The sequence below is a fragment of the Hamadaea sp. genome, from assembly GCF_013362815.1.
GTDB lineage: Bacteria > Actinomycetota > Actinomycetes > Mycobacteriales > Micromonosporaceae > Hamadaea.
Map to the genome: position 1 here is coordinate 1 of NZ_JABFVK010000039.1, position 16,854 is coordinate 16,854.

13 protein-coding genes are annotated in these 16,854 nt (G+C 67.4%); 5 read left to right on the forward strand and 8 right to left on the reverse strand.

What is annotated here, in order from left to right:
- The 4 genes from HOV77_RS19395 to HOV77_RS19410 form a co-directional block, all read right to left on the reverse strand.
- The coding region (locus HOV77_RS19395) for a Clp protease N-terminal domain-containing protein (protein WP_290863891.1) at positions 1-741 on the reverse strand (741 nt) is incomplete at its 3' end.
- Between the two features lie 109 nt (positions 742-850).
- Positions 851-1,783 (reverse strand): hypothetical protein, encoded by a 933-nt coding sequence (locus HOV77_RS19400; protein WP_290863842.1) that lies wholly within the window; start codon positions 1,781-1,783, stop codon positions 851-853.
- A 122-nt stretch (positions 1,784-1,905) separates the two neighbouring features.
- Positions 1,906-3,762 (reverse strand): RICIN domain-containing protein, encoded by a 1,857-nt coding sequence (locus tag HOV77_RS19405; protein WP_290863843.1) that lies wholly within the window; start codon positions 3,760-3,762, stop codon positions 1,906-1,908.
- A 426-nt stretch (positions 3,763-4,188) separates the two neighbouring features.
- Positions 4,189-5,199, reverse strand: coding sequence for a LacI family DNA-binding transcriptional regulator (locus HOV77_RS19410; protein WP_290863844.1), 1,011 nt, complete (start codon positions 5,197-5,199; stop codon positions 4,189-4,191).
- A gap of 283 nt (positions 5,200-5,482) precedes the next feature.
- Here HOV77_RS19410 and HOV77_RS19415 point away from each other — a divergent pair, with 283 nt between their 5' ends.
- The 5 genes from HOV77_RS19415 (at position 5,483) to HOV77_RS19435 (ending at position 12,086) form a co-directional block, all read left to right on the forward strand.
- Complete coding sequence (locus HOV77_RS19415; protein ID WP_290863845.1) at positions 5,483-6,736, forward strand: extracellular solute-binding protein; 1,254 nt, start codon at positions 5,483-5,485, stop codon at positions 6,734-6,736.
- 172 nt (positions 6,737-6,908) lie between these two features.
- Positions 6,909-7,748, forward strand: a complete 840-nt coding sequence (locus HOV77_RS19420; RefSeq protein ID WP_290863846.1) for a sugar ABC transporter permease — start codon at positions 6,909-6,911, stop codon at positions 7,746-7,748.
- Complete coding sequence (locus tag HOV77_RS19425; protein WP_290863847.1) at positions 7,745-8,563, forward strand: carbohydrate ABC transporter permease; 819 nt, start codon at positions 7,745-7,747, stop codon at positions 8,561-8,563. The genes HOV77_RS19420 and HOV77_RS19425 overlap by 4 nt, the downstream gene beginning before the upstream one ends.
- Positions 8,564-8,576: 13 nt before the next feature.
- Positions 8,577-10,322, forward strand: a complete 1,746-nt coding sequence (locus HOV77_RS19430; RefSeq protein ID WP_290863848.1) for a trehalase family glycosidase — start codon at positions 8,577-8,579, stop codon at positions 10,320-10,322.
- A 72-nt stretch (positions 10,323-10,394) separates the two neighbouring features.
- A complete protein-coding gene (locus HOV77_RS19435; protein WP_290863849.1) occupies positions 10,395-12,086 on the forward strand; it encodes a DEAD/DEAH box helicase in 1,692 nt (563 codons plus the stop codon).
- Between the two features lie 2 nt (positions 12,087-12,088).
- Here HOV77_RS19435 and HOV77_RS19440 read toward each other — a convergent pair whose 3' ends face one another.
- From HOV77_RS19440 to HOV77_RS19455, 4 genes are all read right to left on the reverse strand, one after another.
- Positions 12,089-12,421 (reverse strand): hypothetical protein, encoded by a 333-nt coding sequence (locus HOV77_RS19440; RefSeq protein WP_290863850.1) that lies wholly within the window; start codon positions 12,419-12,421, stop codon positions 12,089-12,091.
- Positions 12,422-12,635: 214 nt separating this feature from the next.
- Entirely contained in the window at positions 12,636-13,211 is a 576-nt protein-coding gene (locus tag HOV77_RS19445; protein WP_290863851.1) for a hypothetical protein, read from the reverse strand.
- Positions 13,212-13,361: 150 nt separating this feature from the next.
- A complete protein-coding gene (locus HOV77_RS19450; protein WP_290863852.1) occupies positions 13,362-14,756 on the reverse strand; it encodes a sialidase family protein in 1,395 nt (464 codons plus the stop codon).
- A 347-nt stretch (positions 14,757-15,103) separates the two neighbouring features.
- Positions 15,104-16,750: a hypothetical protein gene (locus HOV77_RS19455; protein ID WP_290863853.1), complete on the reverse strand. Its 1,647-nt coding sequence runs from the start codon at positions 16,748-16,750 to the stop codon at positions 15,104-15,106.
- Between the last annotated feature and the right edge of the window lie 104 nt (positions 16,751-16,854).

A 16,854-nucleotide genomic window follows, 5' to 3' on the forward strand; every position in this document is an offset into this window, starting at 1 on the left:
GCCCAGGTCCAGCGTGTAGAGCTGCTTGTCCTTGAGCGTCTCCGGAACCTCGCCCTTGACGATCTTCTGCGCCAGACCCTCGACCACCGTCGTCTTACCCACGCCCGGTTCGCCGATGAGCACGGGGTTGTTCTTCGTCCTGCGGGACAGCACCTGCAAGACGCGCTCGATCTCCTTCTCCCGGCCGATCACGGGGTCGAGCTTGCCCTCCCGGGCCGACTGCGTGAGACTCCGGCCGAACTGATCCAGCACGAGGCTGCTCGCCGGACCGGCCTCAGCCGTGCCCGCCGGATGCGTCCCCTCTTCGTAGCCGGACAACAGCTGGATCACCTGCTGGCGTACGCGATTGAGGTCGGCGCCCATGTGCCCGAGGATGCGTGCTGCGACGCCTTCGGTTTCGCGTACCAGTCCCAGCAGGATGTGCTCGGGGCCGATGTAGTTGTGGCCGAGCTGCAACGCCTCCCGCAGGCTCAGCTCGAGCACCTTCTTGGCGCGGGGACTGAAGGGGATCTGCCCGCCGACCGCCTCCCGGCCGAGGCCGATGATCTCCTCCACCTGCAGCCGGAGACTCTCCAGCGTGACGCCCAGCTTCTCCAGCGCCCGGGCGCCGACGCTCTCCCCTTCCCGCAGCACACCGAGCAGGACGTGCTCGGTCCCGACATTGCTGTGGTTGAGCATCCTGGCTTCTTCCTGGGCCAGCACCATCACCCGACGCGATCCGTCGGTGAACCTCTCGAACATGCTCATCAACGCCTTTCTGACGGCTGATCGGACCGGCGCTGAGTCGGAGCCTCTTGGCCCCGGTGAACGGGGCACGGGCAGGCGCTCTGCCCGAGGTCTGCTTATCGCGTTACTCGGTGCCCTGACCGGCCAGCACGAGCAACTCGTGCGGCGGGACGAGGACGTCCACAGCCGGAGCCTCGCCCGCCAGGCCGTGCGGGCGGACGGCGTACGCGATCGGCGGTCCGGTGAGAGCCCACTTCGCGCCGACGATCGTCGCGGGCCGGCCGGACAGCATCACGACCCGCGTCCCGGGGACGTGACCGTCCTCGCTCACCACGAGCAGGGCATCCATGATCTGCCGGGCGCCGTCGATCCGGACGTCCAGAAGCTGCGGCGACAACGGCAAGGCGGACGCGATCCGCTCCCAGCCCTCGTCCAGCAACAGGCGTACCGCCCGGTCCAGCTGCGCGCAAGCGGTGTCGAGCACCGTCTCCTCCCCGGACTCCGCCTGCCAGGCCAGGTCGATCGCGCTCGGTTCGAGGTCGGGCCGCTCGTCGACGACCAACGTGTACGCCTGACCGAGGACGTCTTGCCGGGCGGAACCGCCGTAGAGGGTTCCGACGCCGGGGCCGCCGTCGCGGGGCGGAAACCGCTCGATCAGGTGAGCGGCCCGGCCGTGGGGGAGATCGGCGGCCAGCCTCGCGTCGGCGATCCGTTCGGCGAGCGTACGCCGCGAGCGCGTCGCGTCGGCCGGGTAGAGCGTCCGGCCCTGGTCGGCGTTGATCGTCCCGGCGGCCAGCCGGCGCGCGGCGATGGTGTAGGAGACTCCGGTGCACGCCGCGTGCAGCCGGATGGCGCGTTTGCGGGCCCGCCCGGGGACGGACTGTCGACGGTGCCGGTCGTTCGGGGGCTGGCTGTCGTCCATGGGAACCTCCGGCGAGGCCTCACGCTCCCCGCCGAACAGCGACGCGGGCAGCATCCATTCGGCGCGCTGAGTCGGAGCCTCTTGGCCTCGGGTGACGGACGGCGTGAGCATTCCGTCGGGCTCGGGCAGGCGCACTGCCCGAGCCGAGCATAACCCGGGTGAGCTACGCAGCCAGTGCGAGTTACGCGCAGGGCGTACAGATCATCAACGGGGGGAGAAGGCGGCCGGGCCACGGACGCATAGCCCGGCCGCGATTCCTAGCGACCCGGCAGTCGCCAGGTCTGGTTGAGCGGGCTGCCTTGGCCCACCGGGTTGCAGGTCCATTGGTGGATCAATGCTCCGGGTGCGGTCGAGATGTTGCTGACGTCGACGCACTTGCCGCTGTGCCGGGCCACCAGTTGGTAGTCGCGCGGGTCGTTGCCCGCATAGGTGACCTTGCGCAGGGCGAACTGCTGATTCAGGGAACTGCTGTTGCAGGTCCACTGGATGACCGCCGCACCGTCGGCAGTGGACACCCCGTTGACATCCAGGCATTTGCCGCTCTGCTGGTTGACGACGGTGTAGGTGTCCGCGACTCCCGCGACGGGCTGGAAGTTCCACCGCTGCTGGGCGCTGCTGGTGCAGGTGTTCTGCTGTTGCTGCGTACCGTTGGCGGTGCTCGCGTTGGGGTTCTCCAGGCACAGCTGCGAATGCTGGGCTACAGCGGCGGACTGGAACGCCCCACCGCCCCCGCCGGACGGCGGAAGCAGGGTGATGGTGAATGTCTCGTCGGCGTTGGTGTGCGCCAGGTTCACCGTGGTCGCGTTGTTGGACAAGGTCACGGTCGCGTCCTGAACCGTGATCGGCCCGGTGACTGCGCCGCCGTTGTTGTAGGGAATGCGTTGCGTGAGTACGCGTACCTGGTTGTTCTGAACGATGCCACTAGTGGCGTCGAGACGTTGGATGTTGACGGCGATGTTGCCAGTGGTGCCACCCCCGCCGACCAGGATCTTGGCGACTCCGGAGTCCTTGGTGGCGAAAGCGTCGTACGCCGTGCTCGGGGTGGTCTGCGCGATCAGGCCGGTCTGTGAACCGTAGAACTTGTAGACCCACCATTCGCCCTTGGGGGAGTAGACCCCGTTGGCGTCGTGGGTGAGCAGGTTCGCCAAGTCGTTGTGCAGGTTCCCGCCGCTTGCCCAGTTCGCGCGCAGGCCGTCCGCGCCGGCGCGTTCGAGCCGGGCGATGTACCACGAACCGTCGCCGGGGTTCTGCTCGTTGCTCGCCCCGTACTCGTTGATCTGATAGGGACGTGGGTGGGCGATGCCCCGGGCGTTGAGGCTGGAGTTGGCGTTGGCGACGTTGGCGACCGGATCGCTCGGCAGGCTGTGCCAGCTGACGATGTCGGGCACGACGTTGTTGGCCTTGACGAAGTCGAGATACTGCGTCCACCAGCCGGTCGCGGTGGTGGGTACGCCCGCCAGACTCGGGCCGACGATCAGCTGACCGGGAAATTCGGTACGCAGCCGCTGATACGTACGCCGCCACAGCTCGAAATACTGCGACTGCGGCCGGTTCCAGAACAACGACAGGTTCGGCTCGTTCCAGATGTCCCACTCCACCGTGATCCCGGCCGCGCGTACGTCGCCGATCAGGCGGGTGAGGAAGGCGTCGTAGTCGCTCCAGTCCCCGTTGTCGCCGGGGAACCGGGAGATCGGATAGCCGTCGGCACCCCACAGATCGTGGTTGAGGATGACGAACTGACCGCCGAGGGCGAGCGTACGCCGAGCCTGAGCGAGGGTGGCGTCCCAACGGCGCTGGTAGCGGCCGGAGACCCAGCCACCAGGCGAGTCGAGCTGAGCGCCGCCGGCTCGCATGTAACGGAACTTCACGTCGGTGAAGAAATGATCGGGCGGGCCTGCGGCATTCTCAGTCATGCCGTAGATCCAGCCCGAGGCCCGGTAAGTGGGTGATCCGCCGGCGACACTGAAGTTGACGGAGATCGACTCGTCGGCCGCGACGGCAGGTACGCCGGTGAGCGCGATGGAGGAGGTCATGAGGACTCCGGCGAGCAGGCGCGCGGCGACTCTGCCGCGTCTGGTTCGGACGGTGTAGGCGGGTGGCGATGTGGTGTGCACGGGCGGCTCCTTCGGCGGGTCGGCGACCGCTGGGAGCGGACGGTCGCCGAGGCGCGAGCACGGATTCTGAATCGATTCGACACAAGCGGGTACGCGATTTCTCCAGCACTACAGGCGTTTTGGGCGAGGTGGCGAGGACGGTTGTCGAATCGATTCGCAGACGAGCGTAAATATCTCGCGCCGGTGTGTCAACGGTTCGCCCGCGGCGCCCTCCGCTACGCAGGGTGCCCCGCCAGCGCAGCAGAGCGCCCCGCCCGGGCCAGCAGGGCCGCGCCGTATCCGGGGATAACGTCGCTATTCGAGCGCGCAAAGCCGCGTTATCCCGGGATGTCGCGCAAGCAGCCGCGCCAGCGCAGCGGACCCGGCGCGAAAGGAAGCGGAAGCGGGCGCAGCAGCGCGGCAAACCCGCGAAGCGGAAGCGAAGCGTCAGCGTCGAGCAGGCCCAGTGCTCCCCCGAAGGGAGATCGGCGGCGTGAGCAGCAGGTGCTGAGCAGCCGCCGAGGGATCGGCGATGCATTCAGCGAGCAGTTCGACGGCGCGAGCGCCCATCTCCAGGGCGGGCACGTCAGCGGCAGTGAGCTGCGGCCGGAAGTTCTCCGCCCAATGTGGAGCGGCGACGCCGGTGACGGAGAAGTCTGTCGGTACGCTCAGTCCGGCGTTCTCCAGGGCGTGCTGGATGCCCGGCAATGCTGCTTCGTTGATCGTCGCCACGGCGGTGACTTCGGGATGCTCCCGCAGGATCTGATTCAGGCACGCTTCACCGGCGGCGGTGTCGTCGGCGCAGCAGTAATCGACGCCGGTCAGCCCGCGTTCGCGTACCCCTTGGGTGAATCCGGCCAGGGCTCGATGACCTGGACCGTAGCCTGCGGCCACGAGTTCGGCGGACCGGTTGACCAGCGCGATGTCGCGGTGACCGAGGTCGGCCAGGTGGTGTACGCATTTGGCCATCAACGCGGCATAGTCCACGTCGACCCACCACATGTCGTCGGGCCGGGACGTGCGGCCGATGCCGACGAATGGCAGGCCGGCCTGCTGGAGCCGGGCGACGCGGGCGTCTTCGAGCCGGATCTCCATGAGGATCACGCCGTCGACGCGGCGGCCGGTCACGACCCGTTCGAACGAGCGGTCGTGGTCGCCGCCCGAGGGCGAGAGGAGTACGTCGAGATCGGCCCGGGCCGCGGCGTCCACGACGCTGGCGACGAAGTCGAGCTGCATGTCGGTCAACCGGCGGCTCGCGGGCGGGATCACCAGGCCGATGGTGCGCGTACGCCCCTCTTTGAGCGCGCGGGCGTTGGCGTTGGGCCGGTAGTCGAGTTCTTCGATGACGTCGAGGATGCGGCGGCGGGTCGCCTCGGAGACGGTCCGTTTGCCGCTCAACGCGTAGGACACCGTGCTGCGTGACACGCCTGCCCGCCGGGCGATCTCGCCGATGTTCATCCCGCTCCCTCACGTCCGCGCCTGAGCATGCCACACCGGCCCAGCCGACTGGATCATCGAACCGATTCGTCAACGATAACCGCACGCGAGCTGGACATCTAGCCAGCCCATTGACGGACCGGCGAAACGAGCCTATGTTCTGTCGAACCGATTCGGCGAACCGATTCGACACACGCTCGCAACGCACGCGGAACGAGCACGCACGCGGAACTGCGAGCGCGAACGCAGAACAGCGAACGGCACACGGATGAAGCGCAAGCGCAACCTGGTGAAGGGATGGGCTGTGAAGCAAACGGCATCGCGGCGGCGCGCGGTAGGCGTCGCCCTGGTCGCCCTCGTGGCGGCGGGCGCCCTGGTCGCCTGCTCGTCGGAGGACAAGACCGGCGCGTCCGGCGACGGCGGCACGTACACCATCTGGGACCCGTATCCGCAGTTCGACGACTCCTCGAACTGGGTCAAGCTGCTGAACGACTGCGGGAGCAAAGCCGGTGTCACGGTCAAGCGGACCGCATTCGACACCAGTGATCTGACCAGCAAGACGCTGCTGGCCGCCCAGCAGGGCAACGCGCCGGACGTGCTGATCGTCGACAACCCGGTGATCTCGACCCTGGCCGAGGCGGGTGTGCTGACGACCAGTGACGACATCAAGCTCGACACGTCGGCGATCGACCCCAACCTGCTGGGGGCCGGGCAGAGCGGCGGCAAGACCTTCGGCATCCCGATCGGCGCCAACACCCTGGCGCTGTACTACAACAAGACAGTGCTGACAGCGGCCGGCGTGGACATCGCCTCGGTGAAGGACTGGGCATCGCTCACGGCGGCGTTGGCCAAGGTGACCGCGGCTGGGAAGAAGGGCATCACGTTCTCGGCGATCGGCACCGAGGAGGGCAGTTTCCAGTTCCTGCCCTGGTTCTGGGGTTCGGGTGCGAACCTGACGAAGCTCGACTCGCCCGAGGCGGTCTCCGCGCTGTCGCTGTGGACCGACTGGCTGAAGAAGGGGTACGCCCCGAACTCGGTCATCAACAACACGCAGACCACCAGCTGGCAGGAGTTCGCCACCGGCCAGTACGCGTTCGCCGAGAACGGCACGTGGCAGCTGGCCAACGCGAAGAAGACCGGATTCGAGTACGGCATCATCGCCGTTCCCGGCATCAGTGGCGGAACCGCTGCCGCACCGACGGGTGGGGAGTTCGTCTCCGTGCCGGTGCAGAAGAGCACCGCCCGGTACGCCGTCTCCCAGAAGCTCGTCGCCTGCCTCACCGACACCGACAACTCGTTGGCTACCACGACCACGTTGTCCTACATTGCGCCGACTGCTGCCGTACAGGCGAAACAGGTGGCGGCCAATCCCGAGCTGAAGGTCTGGGTCGACGCGGTCAAGGCGGCCAAGGGGCGTACGGGAGACAACCTCGGGACGAAGTATCCGAAGATCTCCCAGCCGATGTGGACTGCGGTGCAAGCGGCGCTGTCCGGCTCGGCCAGTCCCCAGGCCGCTCTCGCCACCGCGCAGACCGCCGCGGCTGCGGCCACGAAGTAGCCACATGACAGCCCGCACTCGCGCGTTATCCGGGATAACGTCCCCTCGCACAGTGTGCGAGACCGCAATATCCCGGGTAACGCGCCAGCGCCCCCAGCGCCAGCGCCCCCAGCGCCAGCGCAACAGGGGACGCCAAGCGGAACAGTGGGCGGCGTGGGCGTTCCTCACCCCGGTGACCGCGTACCTGCTGGCGTTCTTCGCGTACCCGCTCTATCGGAACCTGGACCTCAGCCTGCGCGATTACACCGTACGCTCGTTCGTCCAAGGTGGAGCGCCGTTCACCGGGTGGGCCAATTACGCCAAGGTGCTAGGCGATCCGGCGTTCGGGCCGGCGCTGACGCATACCGTGGTGTTCACGGTGGTGTCGCTCACCTTCCAGTTCGTCATCGGTCTGGCGTTGGCGGTGTTCTTCGCCAAGTCGTTCCGGCTGTCGGCCACCTTGCGGGCTTTGTTCCTCGTCCCGTGGTTGCTGCCGTTGATCGTGTCGGCGTCGACCTGGTCGTGGCTGCTCAACAGCGACTCGGGCGTGGTCAACGCCGCTCTGCGTATGCTCGGCGTCGATCCGGTGAACTGGCTGACGTCTCCACAGTGGTCGCTCGTCTCCGTGATCATCGCCAACATCTGGATCGGCGTGCCCTTCAACCTGGTCGTTCTATACAGCGGCCTGCGATCGATTCCGGCGCAGTTGTACGAGGCGGCTCAGCTCGACGGCGCGAACGGCTGGCAGCAGTTCTGGCGGGTCACCTTCCCGTTGCTGCGGCCGGTGTCCGCGATCACTCTGCTGCTCGGTCTGGTCTACACGCTGAAGGTCTTCGACCTCATCTGGATCATGACCCGGGGTGGCCCGAGCGACTCGTCCACCACCTTCGCGACCTGGTCCTATCGGCTCAGCTTCGGCAATCTGCTGCCTGCCTTCGGGCCGGGTGCAGCGGTCGGCAACCTACTCATCGTGATGGCGCTGATCGCCGGTCTGGTCTACATCCGCGCGCAGAAAAGGCAATACGAACCATGACACGACACCGTCATTGGCTCAAAACCACGCTCGGGCTGCTCCTCACCGCGATCATGCTTTTCCCGGTCTACTGGATGATCAACGTCTCGTTCACCCGGCCCGAACACATGCGCAAGAGTCCGCCCGATTGGTTCCCCGTCGACGGTACGCTCGACGGTTATCGAACGGTTCTGCACGACCAACTGCCTTATCTGGGCACGAGTCTGTTCGTCGGGATCGGCACTGTCGTCCTCACCGTCGTCGTTTCGGCACCCGCGGCGTACTCGTTGGCCAAGCTGAACCCGCGCGGAGGCCGAGCCTTGAGTTTTGTTCTGCTGGTGGCCCAGATGATTCCCGGCATCATCATGGCGATGGGCTTCTATGCGATCTATCTCAACCTCGGGCTGCTCAATACCGTGGGTGGCCTGATCGTGGCCGACTCCACCCTCGCCGTGCCGTTCGCGGTCCTGATCTTCACCACGTTCATGACCGGCATCCCGGACGAGATCATGCAGGCCGCGAAGGTCGACGGCGCGGGGCCCTGGCGCACTTTCCGGTCCGTCGTGCTGCCGGTCAGCCGTAACGCGACCATCACCGTGTCGCTATTCGCCTTCCTTTGGGCGTGGTCGGATTTCGTTTATGCCAGCACTTTGGACAGTGGTGGCAATCAGCGTCCCATCACTCTGGGCATCTACCACTACATAGGCAACAACAATCAGGAGTGGAACGCGATCATGGCGACTGCGGTGGTCGCCTCGATTCCGGCCACGATCCTGCTCGTCCTCGCCCAGCGATACGTCGCCGCCGGGGTCACCTCGGGCGCGATCAAGGACTAGGAACGGAACTTTGATGACAATCGCCTCCCCGACGTTCACCGTCCAGGAGATCCCCTTCAGCTACCACGGGTCCTGGCTCGACATCTCGCCAGTGATCGCGAAACACACCTACGCCGACGACCTTCATCTGGTCTCGCACCAGACCGGCCTGCACGCGGTCCTCCGGCTCGTGCCCACCGACGGCCACCGCCGGGTCGAGGCCGCGGTCAGCGCAAACCCCGCGAGGCTCGGCTGGGTCCATCAGCGTGGGCGCGTCGAGGCCGCGTTCGAGTCTGCCGACACCATACGAGTACGCGGAAAGGGGCTGGGCCTGATTCTGCGATCGGCTGACGCGCAGCTGACCCCGTTCAGCGGGATCTACCTGTATCGGGACCCAGTCGCCGGCGCGTACGTGTTCACCAGTTATGAGACCGGGCGGCGGTATCGGGTCACGGTGCTGTCGGGGCAGGTGACGGTCAGCGGCGCGGAGGCGCTCGGCACGGCCGAACGAGAACTCACGTTCCCCGCCGACACGCCTTGGGAGATCGCGATCGAGGAACTGGACAACGCGCGCTCTCCTTATTCATATGCCCGCGACTTCGATGACGTCGCGGCCGCGGCAGCTGAGGCGTTCACCGCGTTCGCCGATGCGATCGCGCCCTGGCGTGGGCCCGGTACGCCCGCCGCCGAACTGGCCGCCTACGTGCTCTGGTCGGCGACCGTACGCCCGGCCGGCTTCCTGAAGCGCCCCGCCGTCCTCATGTCCAAGCATTGGATGGACAAGGTGTGGAGCTGGGATCACTGCTTCAACGCCATCGCGCTCGCTGCTGGCGTACCGGAGTTGGCGTGGCACCAGTTCCGCCTGCCGTTCGACCATCAGGACCCCGCCGGCGCGATCCCGGATTCGGTCGCCCACTCGGAGGTCCTCTACAACTTCGTCAAACCACCCGTCCACGGCTGGGCCCTGCGGCTGGTGCGTGACCGGCTGGGCGCCGAGCTGCCCCGGGAGCAGCTGATCGAGGTCTACCACGAACTGTCGGCGTGGACCTCGTTCTGGCTCGACGCCCGCTGCGCCCCGGCAGCGGAGCTTCCCCATTACCAGCACGGCAACGACTCCGGCTGGGACAACGCCACCACCTTCGACGCCGATCGGGTGGTGGAAACCGCCGACCTGGCCGCCTTCCTTACCCTCCAACTGCGTACGCTCGCCGGCCTCGCCGGAGAACTCGGCGACCACGAAGCGGCCTCGGATTGGGCCCGCCGAGCGTCGGACCTCCGCGATGCGATGCTCCGGGAACTGTGGAACGGAACCGAGTTCGTCACCCGCGCGGTCGCCTCCGGCACCACCCGGACGACGGCGAGCTTGCTCGATCAGCTGCCGATCGTGCTGGGCGAAGACCTGCCGCCGCCGGTCGCGGAGGCGCTCGCCGACCGCGTCAAGGCCCACCTCACCCGGTACGGGCTGGCCACCGAGCTGCCACAGTCCGACGCATACCAGCCCGACGGATACTGGCGCGGACCCATCTGGGCCCCGGCCACCCTGCTGATCGAGGACGGCCTGCGCCGAGCCGGCTTCGTCGAGCTCGCCGACGAGGTCAGCACCCGATTCCGGCAGCTGTGCGAGAGCTCCGGATTCGCCGAGAACTTCGATGCTCTGAGCGGTGAAGGGCTCCGCGATCGTGCGTACACGTGGACCGCCAGTGTCTATCTGATCCTCGCCGCGGACAGTGCCCGCCGGGTGTCGGACCTCCGCCACGCGATGCTCCGTCTTGACGATTAGGCGGTGACGTGGTGGTTCGGCTGCGATGATGGCCTGGGATAATCCCTGTTGACGTCTACAGGGTGGGAGTTGATGGCGATGAGCCCGTCGGAGGAGGCGGCGTCCTTCACCGGCCTGGCCTTGCGTTCGGAGCTGCTCAAGGCGCTGGCGGATCTCGGCTACGAGGAACCGACGCCGATCCAGCGCGCGTCGATTCCGCCGATGATGGCCGGTAACGATGTGCTGGGCCAGGCAGCCACCGGCACGGGCAAGACTGCCGCGTTTGCGCTACCGATCCTGCAGGGCCTCGCCGACGGCGAACGGGGCGTCAAACCGGCGGCGCTGGTGCTGGTGCCCACTCGGGAACTCGCCGTCCAGGTCTCCCAGGCGTTCCACCGCTACGGTCGAGACCTGGGCGTCCGGGTGCTGCCGATCTACGGCGGTCAGCCGATCGGGCGGCAACTCCAGACGCTGCGGCAGGGCGTCGACGTCGTCATCGCCACGCCGGGCCGGGCCATCGACCACATCAACCGCGGAACGCTGGACCTGAGCGAGGTCTCGACGGTAGTGCTGGACGAGGCCGACGAGATGCTGGACATGGGCTTCGTCGAGGACATCGAGGCGATCCTCGACGAGACCAGCGACCAGCGCCAGACCGTCCTCTTCTCCGCCACCATGCCGGCGCGGATCGGCACGCTCGCCCGGCGCTACCTGCGCGACCCGGTACGCATAGAGATGGGTCGGCACGAAACCACCCGGGGCGAGGCCCCGAAGGTCCGCCAGAGCGCGTACATGGTGAGCCGGGCGCACAAGGCAGCCGCGTTGGGCCGGATTCTGGACACCGAGTCCCCGGCGGCGGCGATCGTCTTCTGCCGTACGCGTGAGGAGGTCGACCAGCTCACGGAGACGCTAAACGGTCGCGGGTATCGCGCGGAGCCGCTGCACGGCGGGATGAGCCAGGATCAGCGCGACCGGGTGATGGCCCGGCTGCGGGCGGGCACCGCCGATCTGCTCATCGCCACCGACGTCGCGGCGCGGGGTCTCGACATCGACCTTCTTACCCACGTGATCAACTACAACGTGCCCTCGGCGGCCGAGGCGTACGTGCATCGCATCGGTCGCGTCGGGCGCGCCGGCCGCGAAGGCGTGGCGATCACCCTGGCCGAGCCGCGTGAGCACCGCATGCTCAAGACGATCGAACAGGCCACCAAGCACCGCTTCACGATCGAGAAGCTGCCCACTGTCGCGGACCTGCGAACCCGGCGGCTGGAGATGACGCGCGCCGCCCTGCAGGAGATCCTGGTGGCCGGTGACCGGCTCGAGCGGTTCCGCGTCGTCGTCGAGTCGCTCGGCGACGAGTTCGACATCGTCGACATCGCTCTCGCCGCGGTGCAACTCGCGCATGAGTCCACCGGGAACGAGATCGACGAGGAGGAGATCCCCGAGTACTCCGACGACATCGGCCGCAAGGCACGTCGCGACGAACCGGAACGACGTGGCGGCAAGGGCGTCAACCGCTCGGCCGGAGGCACCGTCAAGCTGTTCTTCGGCCTCGGACGCCGGGCGAACATCCGTCCGCAGGACATCGTCGGCGCGATCGCCAACGAGGCGGGACTGAAGGGGCGCGACATCGGGGCGATCGAGATCACGGACCGCTTTTCGCTGGTCGAGGTGCCTGCCGGGGCAGCCGACGACGTGATCAGGGCCCTTCGCGACAGCACTGTCAAGGGTAAGAAGCTCGTCGTGAGACGGGAGTCGTTCGCCGCGCGCAAGCGCACCAAGTAGATCTATGCCTGCGAGCCGGCTCCTCTGGAACGGGCCAGCATGCGCCCGGCCGCCTCGATCCCGGTGAGCGCCGCTCCGTAGGCGGCGACCTCCCGCTGGAAATGCTCGACCTTGCTGTTCCAGAAGGCGAGTTCCGGATGCAGCTTCTTCCGGTCCTGGTAGGAGATCATGTCGGCTTCGGGCGTGATGCCCTGGCGGAGGCACAGGTCATCGAAGTGGGCTTTCGCGGCGTCGTAATTCTGGCTCATGTGGAGCAGGGCTCGCTCGGCCTGGATGAGCTTGTCCTGAAGGTACTCGACATAGTCCCGGGTGATCGGTGCAATGGCAGAAGTCATGCCAACCTCTACCCCCGCCCGTCCGCTGCCATGCACCGAAAAACGGCGACTCGCCGGGTGCTGCACCGTTGCGCCGGATCAGGGTTCCGGGTCGAATCTTGGGCGAAGATTCGCCACAGATCCATGATCCGGCGCTGAAGCAGACGTTCTACGCAAGCGCCGTCTGGAATCGTCGTCTTGGTTAGTTGCGCCTACTGCCCGACGACCTCCTGAGTCAGCGATATCCGGCCAGCTCCATCAGCCGGACCGTGTCGTGGAATCCCTCTATGCAGGCGGTTAGCAAATCCGGGTAGCCGCCCGGGCTGGTGCGTGCGTACTCGAGCAGGAAGTACGGGTCGAGCGCATCCGGATCGTCCAGGTGAGCCTCGACGACCTGGCCGCTCTCGGCCGACTCGAGTCGGCAGTGTTCGCCGTGCATGTGGAGGCTCCACATGACTCCGTCGACTTCGATCTCCTCCGCGTACGCCCTGCCCGCGTCGTAGTCGGCGAGGACTTGGTGGCGCAGCACACCGACAAGGCGTCCCGCTATCGCTCGGAAGTCGGCGACCAGCCGGTGCACTGTCGGCAGGAGGCTCGCCGCTTCGTCGTCGCTGATCAGCCGCAGTACGCGGAGTCGAGGCGGCTGGAAAGGCGACATGATCACGAGAACGTCTGCTGGGAGCGACATCTTCAGGCGGCGAGCGATGTCGGAGGCGGTGGAGGGGTCGGTGCCCTCGTCGAGGACGTAACTTGCCCCATGTCCGCGCTGCACTAGCCGGGACAACTGCTCGGTGGTCGGGAGGTCTGCCACGCTGCGGGAGCGTACTCCCCGCACATGGTGCAGCTAATTCAGTGGGCCGAGGCGCATCAGCACCCCGGCCCTCCGAAGGTGCTCTTTCGAGGGACGTCAGCGGTGCGGTTGCGGCGGTTCGACTGCGGTTCCCGGCGGTTCGGGGCCGGTCTACTTCGCAGCGGCCAGCGCGCCGCCGGAGACGGGCAGGCCGCCGGTCGGGGTGACCATGGGCACGTGGAAGGTCGTGCCGCTCGGTGCGGTGGCGACCGGGATGACCGGGTACGCGTTTCCACCGGCCAGGATCGACGTCGAGATGTAGTCGCCGAACATGCGTCCCTGGGAGGTGTTCGGCAGCCAGGCGAGCGTCATCGGCCCGGCGATCTGGGTCGGCGCACTCCAGGTGCTGCCGCCGTTCGTCGAGGAGATGAAGCCGACCGACAGCTGGCAGGTCGCCGCCGTGCACGAGGCAGTTGGGTAGAAGTAGTACGTCACTCCGACTCGTGCCGTCGATCCCGAGGTCGACTTGTCCACGGCGATGCCCGGAGCGAAGTGGTCGACCGTGCTGGTCGTGGCGTCGATCGGGAGGCGGATCGGTGCGGCCCACGTCGTTTCGCTGGTGGACTTGGAAAGCACTATGTCGTTGCTGGGACAGCCGGAACGGAACCGGCAGTCGGCCCACACGACATAGGCGGTGCCGGCTCCGTCGATCTCGGCCGACGGAAGCGGCGATTCGCGGAGGCTCCCGGCGACCGTATGGTGGCTGACCGTGGAGATCTGCACCGTCGATCGCCAGCTGACTCCGCCGTCGGTCGAGCGGAACGAGCGGATCGCCGACGACGACGTGGACCGGTAGGGGACGAGTACGGTGCCGTTGGGGCGTACGACTGGCTGCCCGCCGAGACCGGTTGCGCCGCCACTGGGTGCGAGCGCCGCGCCCCAGGCGAGGCCGCCGTTCGTGGAGGTCTTCATCCGGATCGAGTTACCGCTGACGATGTCGTACTGCGTGTAGCAGTTGCCGTAGAACGGGCTGGCGGCAGTGTTGTCGCAGACGATCCAGTTCTTGTCGAGATCGCCCGTCGCGGTGACGATCGGATTGCTCCAGGTCAACCCGCCGTCGGTGGACCGGCTCGTGAGCACGTCGGCGCCGCTGGCGGTGATGCCCAGGGACGAGATGAGCCAGACGTTGTCCTGCGCGTCGTACGCCACGGCTGGGTCGCTGACCTGGCCGTACGATCCGGCGGGTACGCCGTTGGGGGTGATCCCGGGCAGGAATCCGTTGGTCCAGCTGACACCGCCGTTGGTGGAGGTCGCCCAGCCGATGTTCGACGAGCCGCCGCCGAAGACCCGGCCGGTCTGGAACGCCGAAATGATGGTGTTGCCGAACTGGAAGGTGTCCGGTTCGACTTCCGTCTGATGTTGGGCCTGCGCGTCGGTGAACGGGTCGTTGCTGACCTGAGCCACGGGCACGTTCGCCGCGGCTGGGGTGCTGAAGAGCAGTACGATCGCGGTGGCGATCGGCACGCTGAGCGCGCCGAGGCGCGCGGAGCGGATGGACAGGCGCATGTGGCGCCCCCTCTCCGAGGGAGAAAATGCTATCGAAACCTGCCTATCAATCGATGGCGATCGACTCAATCCCTCGTCGGGGGTACGCCGGGTGTCCGGCCGGAGCGCGGGAGGAAACCGACGCGCCCCGGCCGATCGAAGGACCTCCGCCGAGTCGCGAACGACCTGCGCTCGCAGCGCCCTACCGGTATGGCGCCAGGGCGGTGGTCCCACGCTGGCGTACCTACCTACGCCAGCGTGCGTCTCACGGTAGAACCGTCATCGCTGCCGTACCGACGGGATGACCGAATTGTCATCAGGGGTGGGTGCCGGGATAAGCCCTAGGGTTCGCCCCGGCACCCGAAGCGTCACGCGCAGCCGGGGTACTTGAACGATCCGATGCGGGTCTGCCAGTTGCTGCCGGTGGCTGCGTAGTACTCGGTGGTGAACCAGAACGTGCAGCCGTCGACCGGGTCGACGCTCATCTCGGCATAGTCGCCCCACCGGTTGTAGTTGCCGGTCGAGGGTGCGCCGGTGCCGGCGATCAGCGTGGTCTCGGTCTGGCCGAGGGTGCCGAGCGGGTCGGTGGCCAGGCGTCCGGCGTATCGGATGGCGGGGTTGTTCGACGAGTTCGCGGTGTTGTATCCGACCGCCATGTTGCCCTGCTTGTCGACCGCCAGCGACGGCATCCACCGGTACAGGCCGTCGGCCGGGGCGTACGTGCCCTGCTGGCGGATGGCGGGGCTGGTGGCCGCGTTGGACACCTCGTACCAGCGCACGCCTGCGGTCGAACCAGCGACGACCGTGTGCGACAACCACAGCGATGTGCCCTGCAGCTGCGCCTTGTTCATCACTCGCGGGCTGAGGCTGTCGACCTGCTCGCCGGGGGTCGGTATGCGTCCCACGCTGCTGTAGGACACGGCCAGGTTGGCGGTGTTGACGAACGTCGTCGACGCCGGGGTCGTCCAGTTCGGCGTCATGTTCCAGACGCTGATCCTGCCGCTCCAGATCGAGGCGATGACCTCCGGCCCGGTCCCGGCGGTGGTGCTGTTGGCCGGCAGCAGGCTGAAGAACGACGAGCCGGTCGTCACGTGCAGGACTTGCAGCGATGCCGAGCCGAGCGTGCTGCGACGCAACGCGTACACGCCCGAACCGACATAGCTGTTGTGCCGGAAGTTGTTCGTGGTGAAGTAGACCGCGTCCGGGCCGGAGCCGAATTTCGGATAGTCCGGGAACTGGCCGTCACCGGCGGGCACGGAGTAGAAGGTCCACGTCGACGCGACCGGATCGGAACCGGAGGACACCGCAACGCATTCGTAGAACGGGCCCTTGGTGGAGTTGATCCAGGCGAAGTCGGCGATCACCCACTTGCCCGACGGCCCGTCGTACGCGACGGTCGGGTCGCCGCCGTTGTCGGCGTCGCACTCACTGGTGCCGCTGTTGGCGAAGAAGTCGTCGAACGTGAACGCCGCCACCCGCGCGCCGGTCGACTTGGCGAAGATGCCGATCGACGTGTTCACCGTCTGCACGAAGTGGTTCGGGCCGACGACACCGTTCGTGTCCGGCGGCCAGCCCGCGCCCCAGTTCTGGAAATCGAGTCCGGCGACGTTGACCGTCGGGCTCGGCGCGGCCAACGCAGTCACTGCGGTCTGCACCGGTGCGGCCGGTCCGGTGCCCTGCGGGCCGGTCTCGCGCAGTTCGGTCTCCTGCCGCGGCGGGCGGCGCGTCGGCGGAGCGGCGGGTAGCTTGCGAGTGTCGATGTACGCGGAGTGCCCGGCGACGGTGAACGCCACCGGTCCCGAGCCCTTGGCGTCGGGGTCGGCGACGGCGTCCTCTTCGCCTTCCTCTTCGGCCTCTTCGCCCGCTGGGTTCGCCTTCTCGGGGTGGTCGGCCTCGTACTCGGCTTCGGTAGCCTCGCGGGAGTCCTTGTCATGGGCGGCGTACACGACGCCGCCGGTGCTCAGAGCCAGCGCGATCGCGACGGCCGCCAGCCACCTGATGCGGATCTTGTCCACTGTCACTGCTTTCCGGGCCGGGGGTTCGGCCCTGTCCGGGGGTGCACGCGGCGCGACCGAGATCGCACCGTAAGTACCGGTCATGTAAGCGGACCTGACCCGGC

What these genes read in the sequence shown, in the direction of transcription:
- HOV77_RS19440 (WP_290863850.1), bottom strand. Translation starts at nt 12,421, where the DNA reads ATGACTTCTGCCATTGCACCGATCACCCGGGACTATGTCGAGTACCTT.
- HOV77_RS19435 (WP_290863849.1), top strand. Translation starts at nt 10,395, where the DNA reads ATGGCGATGAGCCCGTCGGAGGAGGCGGCGTCCTTCACCGGCCTGGCC.
- HOV77_RS19450 (WP_290863852.1), bottom strand. Translation starts at nt 14,756, where the DNA reads ATGCGCCTGTCCATCCGCTCCGCGCGCCTCGGCGCGCTCAGCGTGCCG.
- HOV77_RS19425 (WP_290863847.1), top strand. Translation starts at nt 7,745, where the DNA reads ATGACACGACACCGTCATTGGCTCAAAACCACGCTCGGGCTGCTCCTC.
- HOV77_RS19410 (WP_290863844.1), bottom strand. Translation starts at nt 5,199, where the DNA reads ATGAACATCGGCGAGATCGCCCGGCGGGCAGGCGTGTCACGCAGCACG.
- HOV77_RS19430 (WP_290863848.1), top strand. Translation starts at nt 8,577, where the DNA reads ATGACAATCGCCTCCCCGACGTTCACCGTCCAGGAGATCCCCTTCAGC.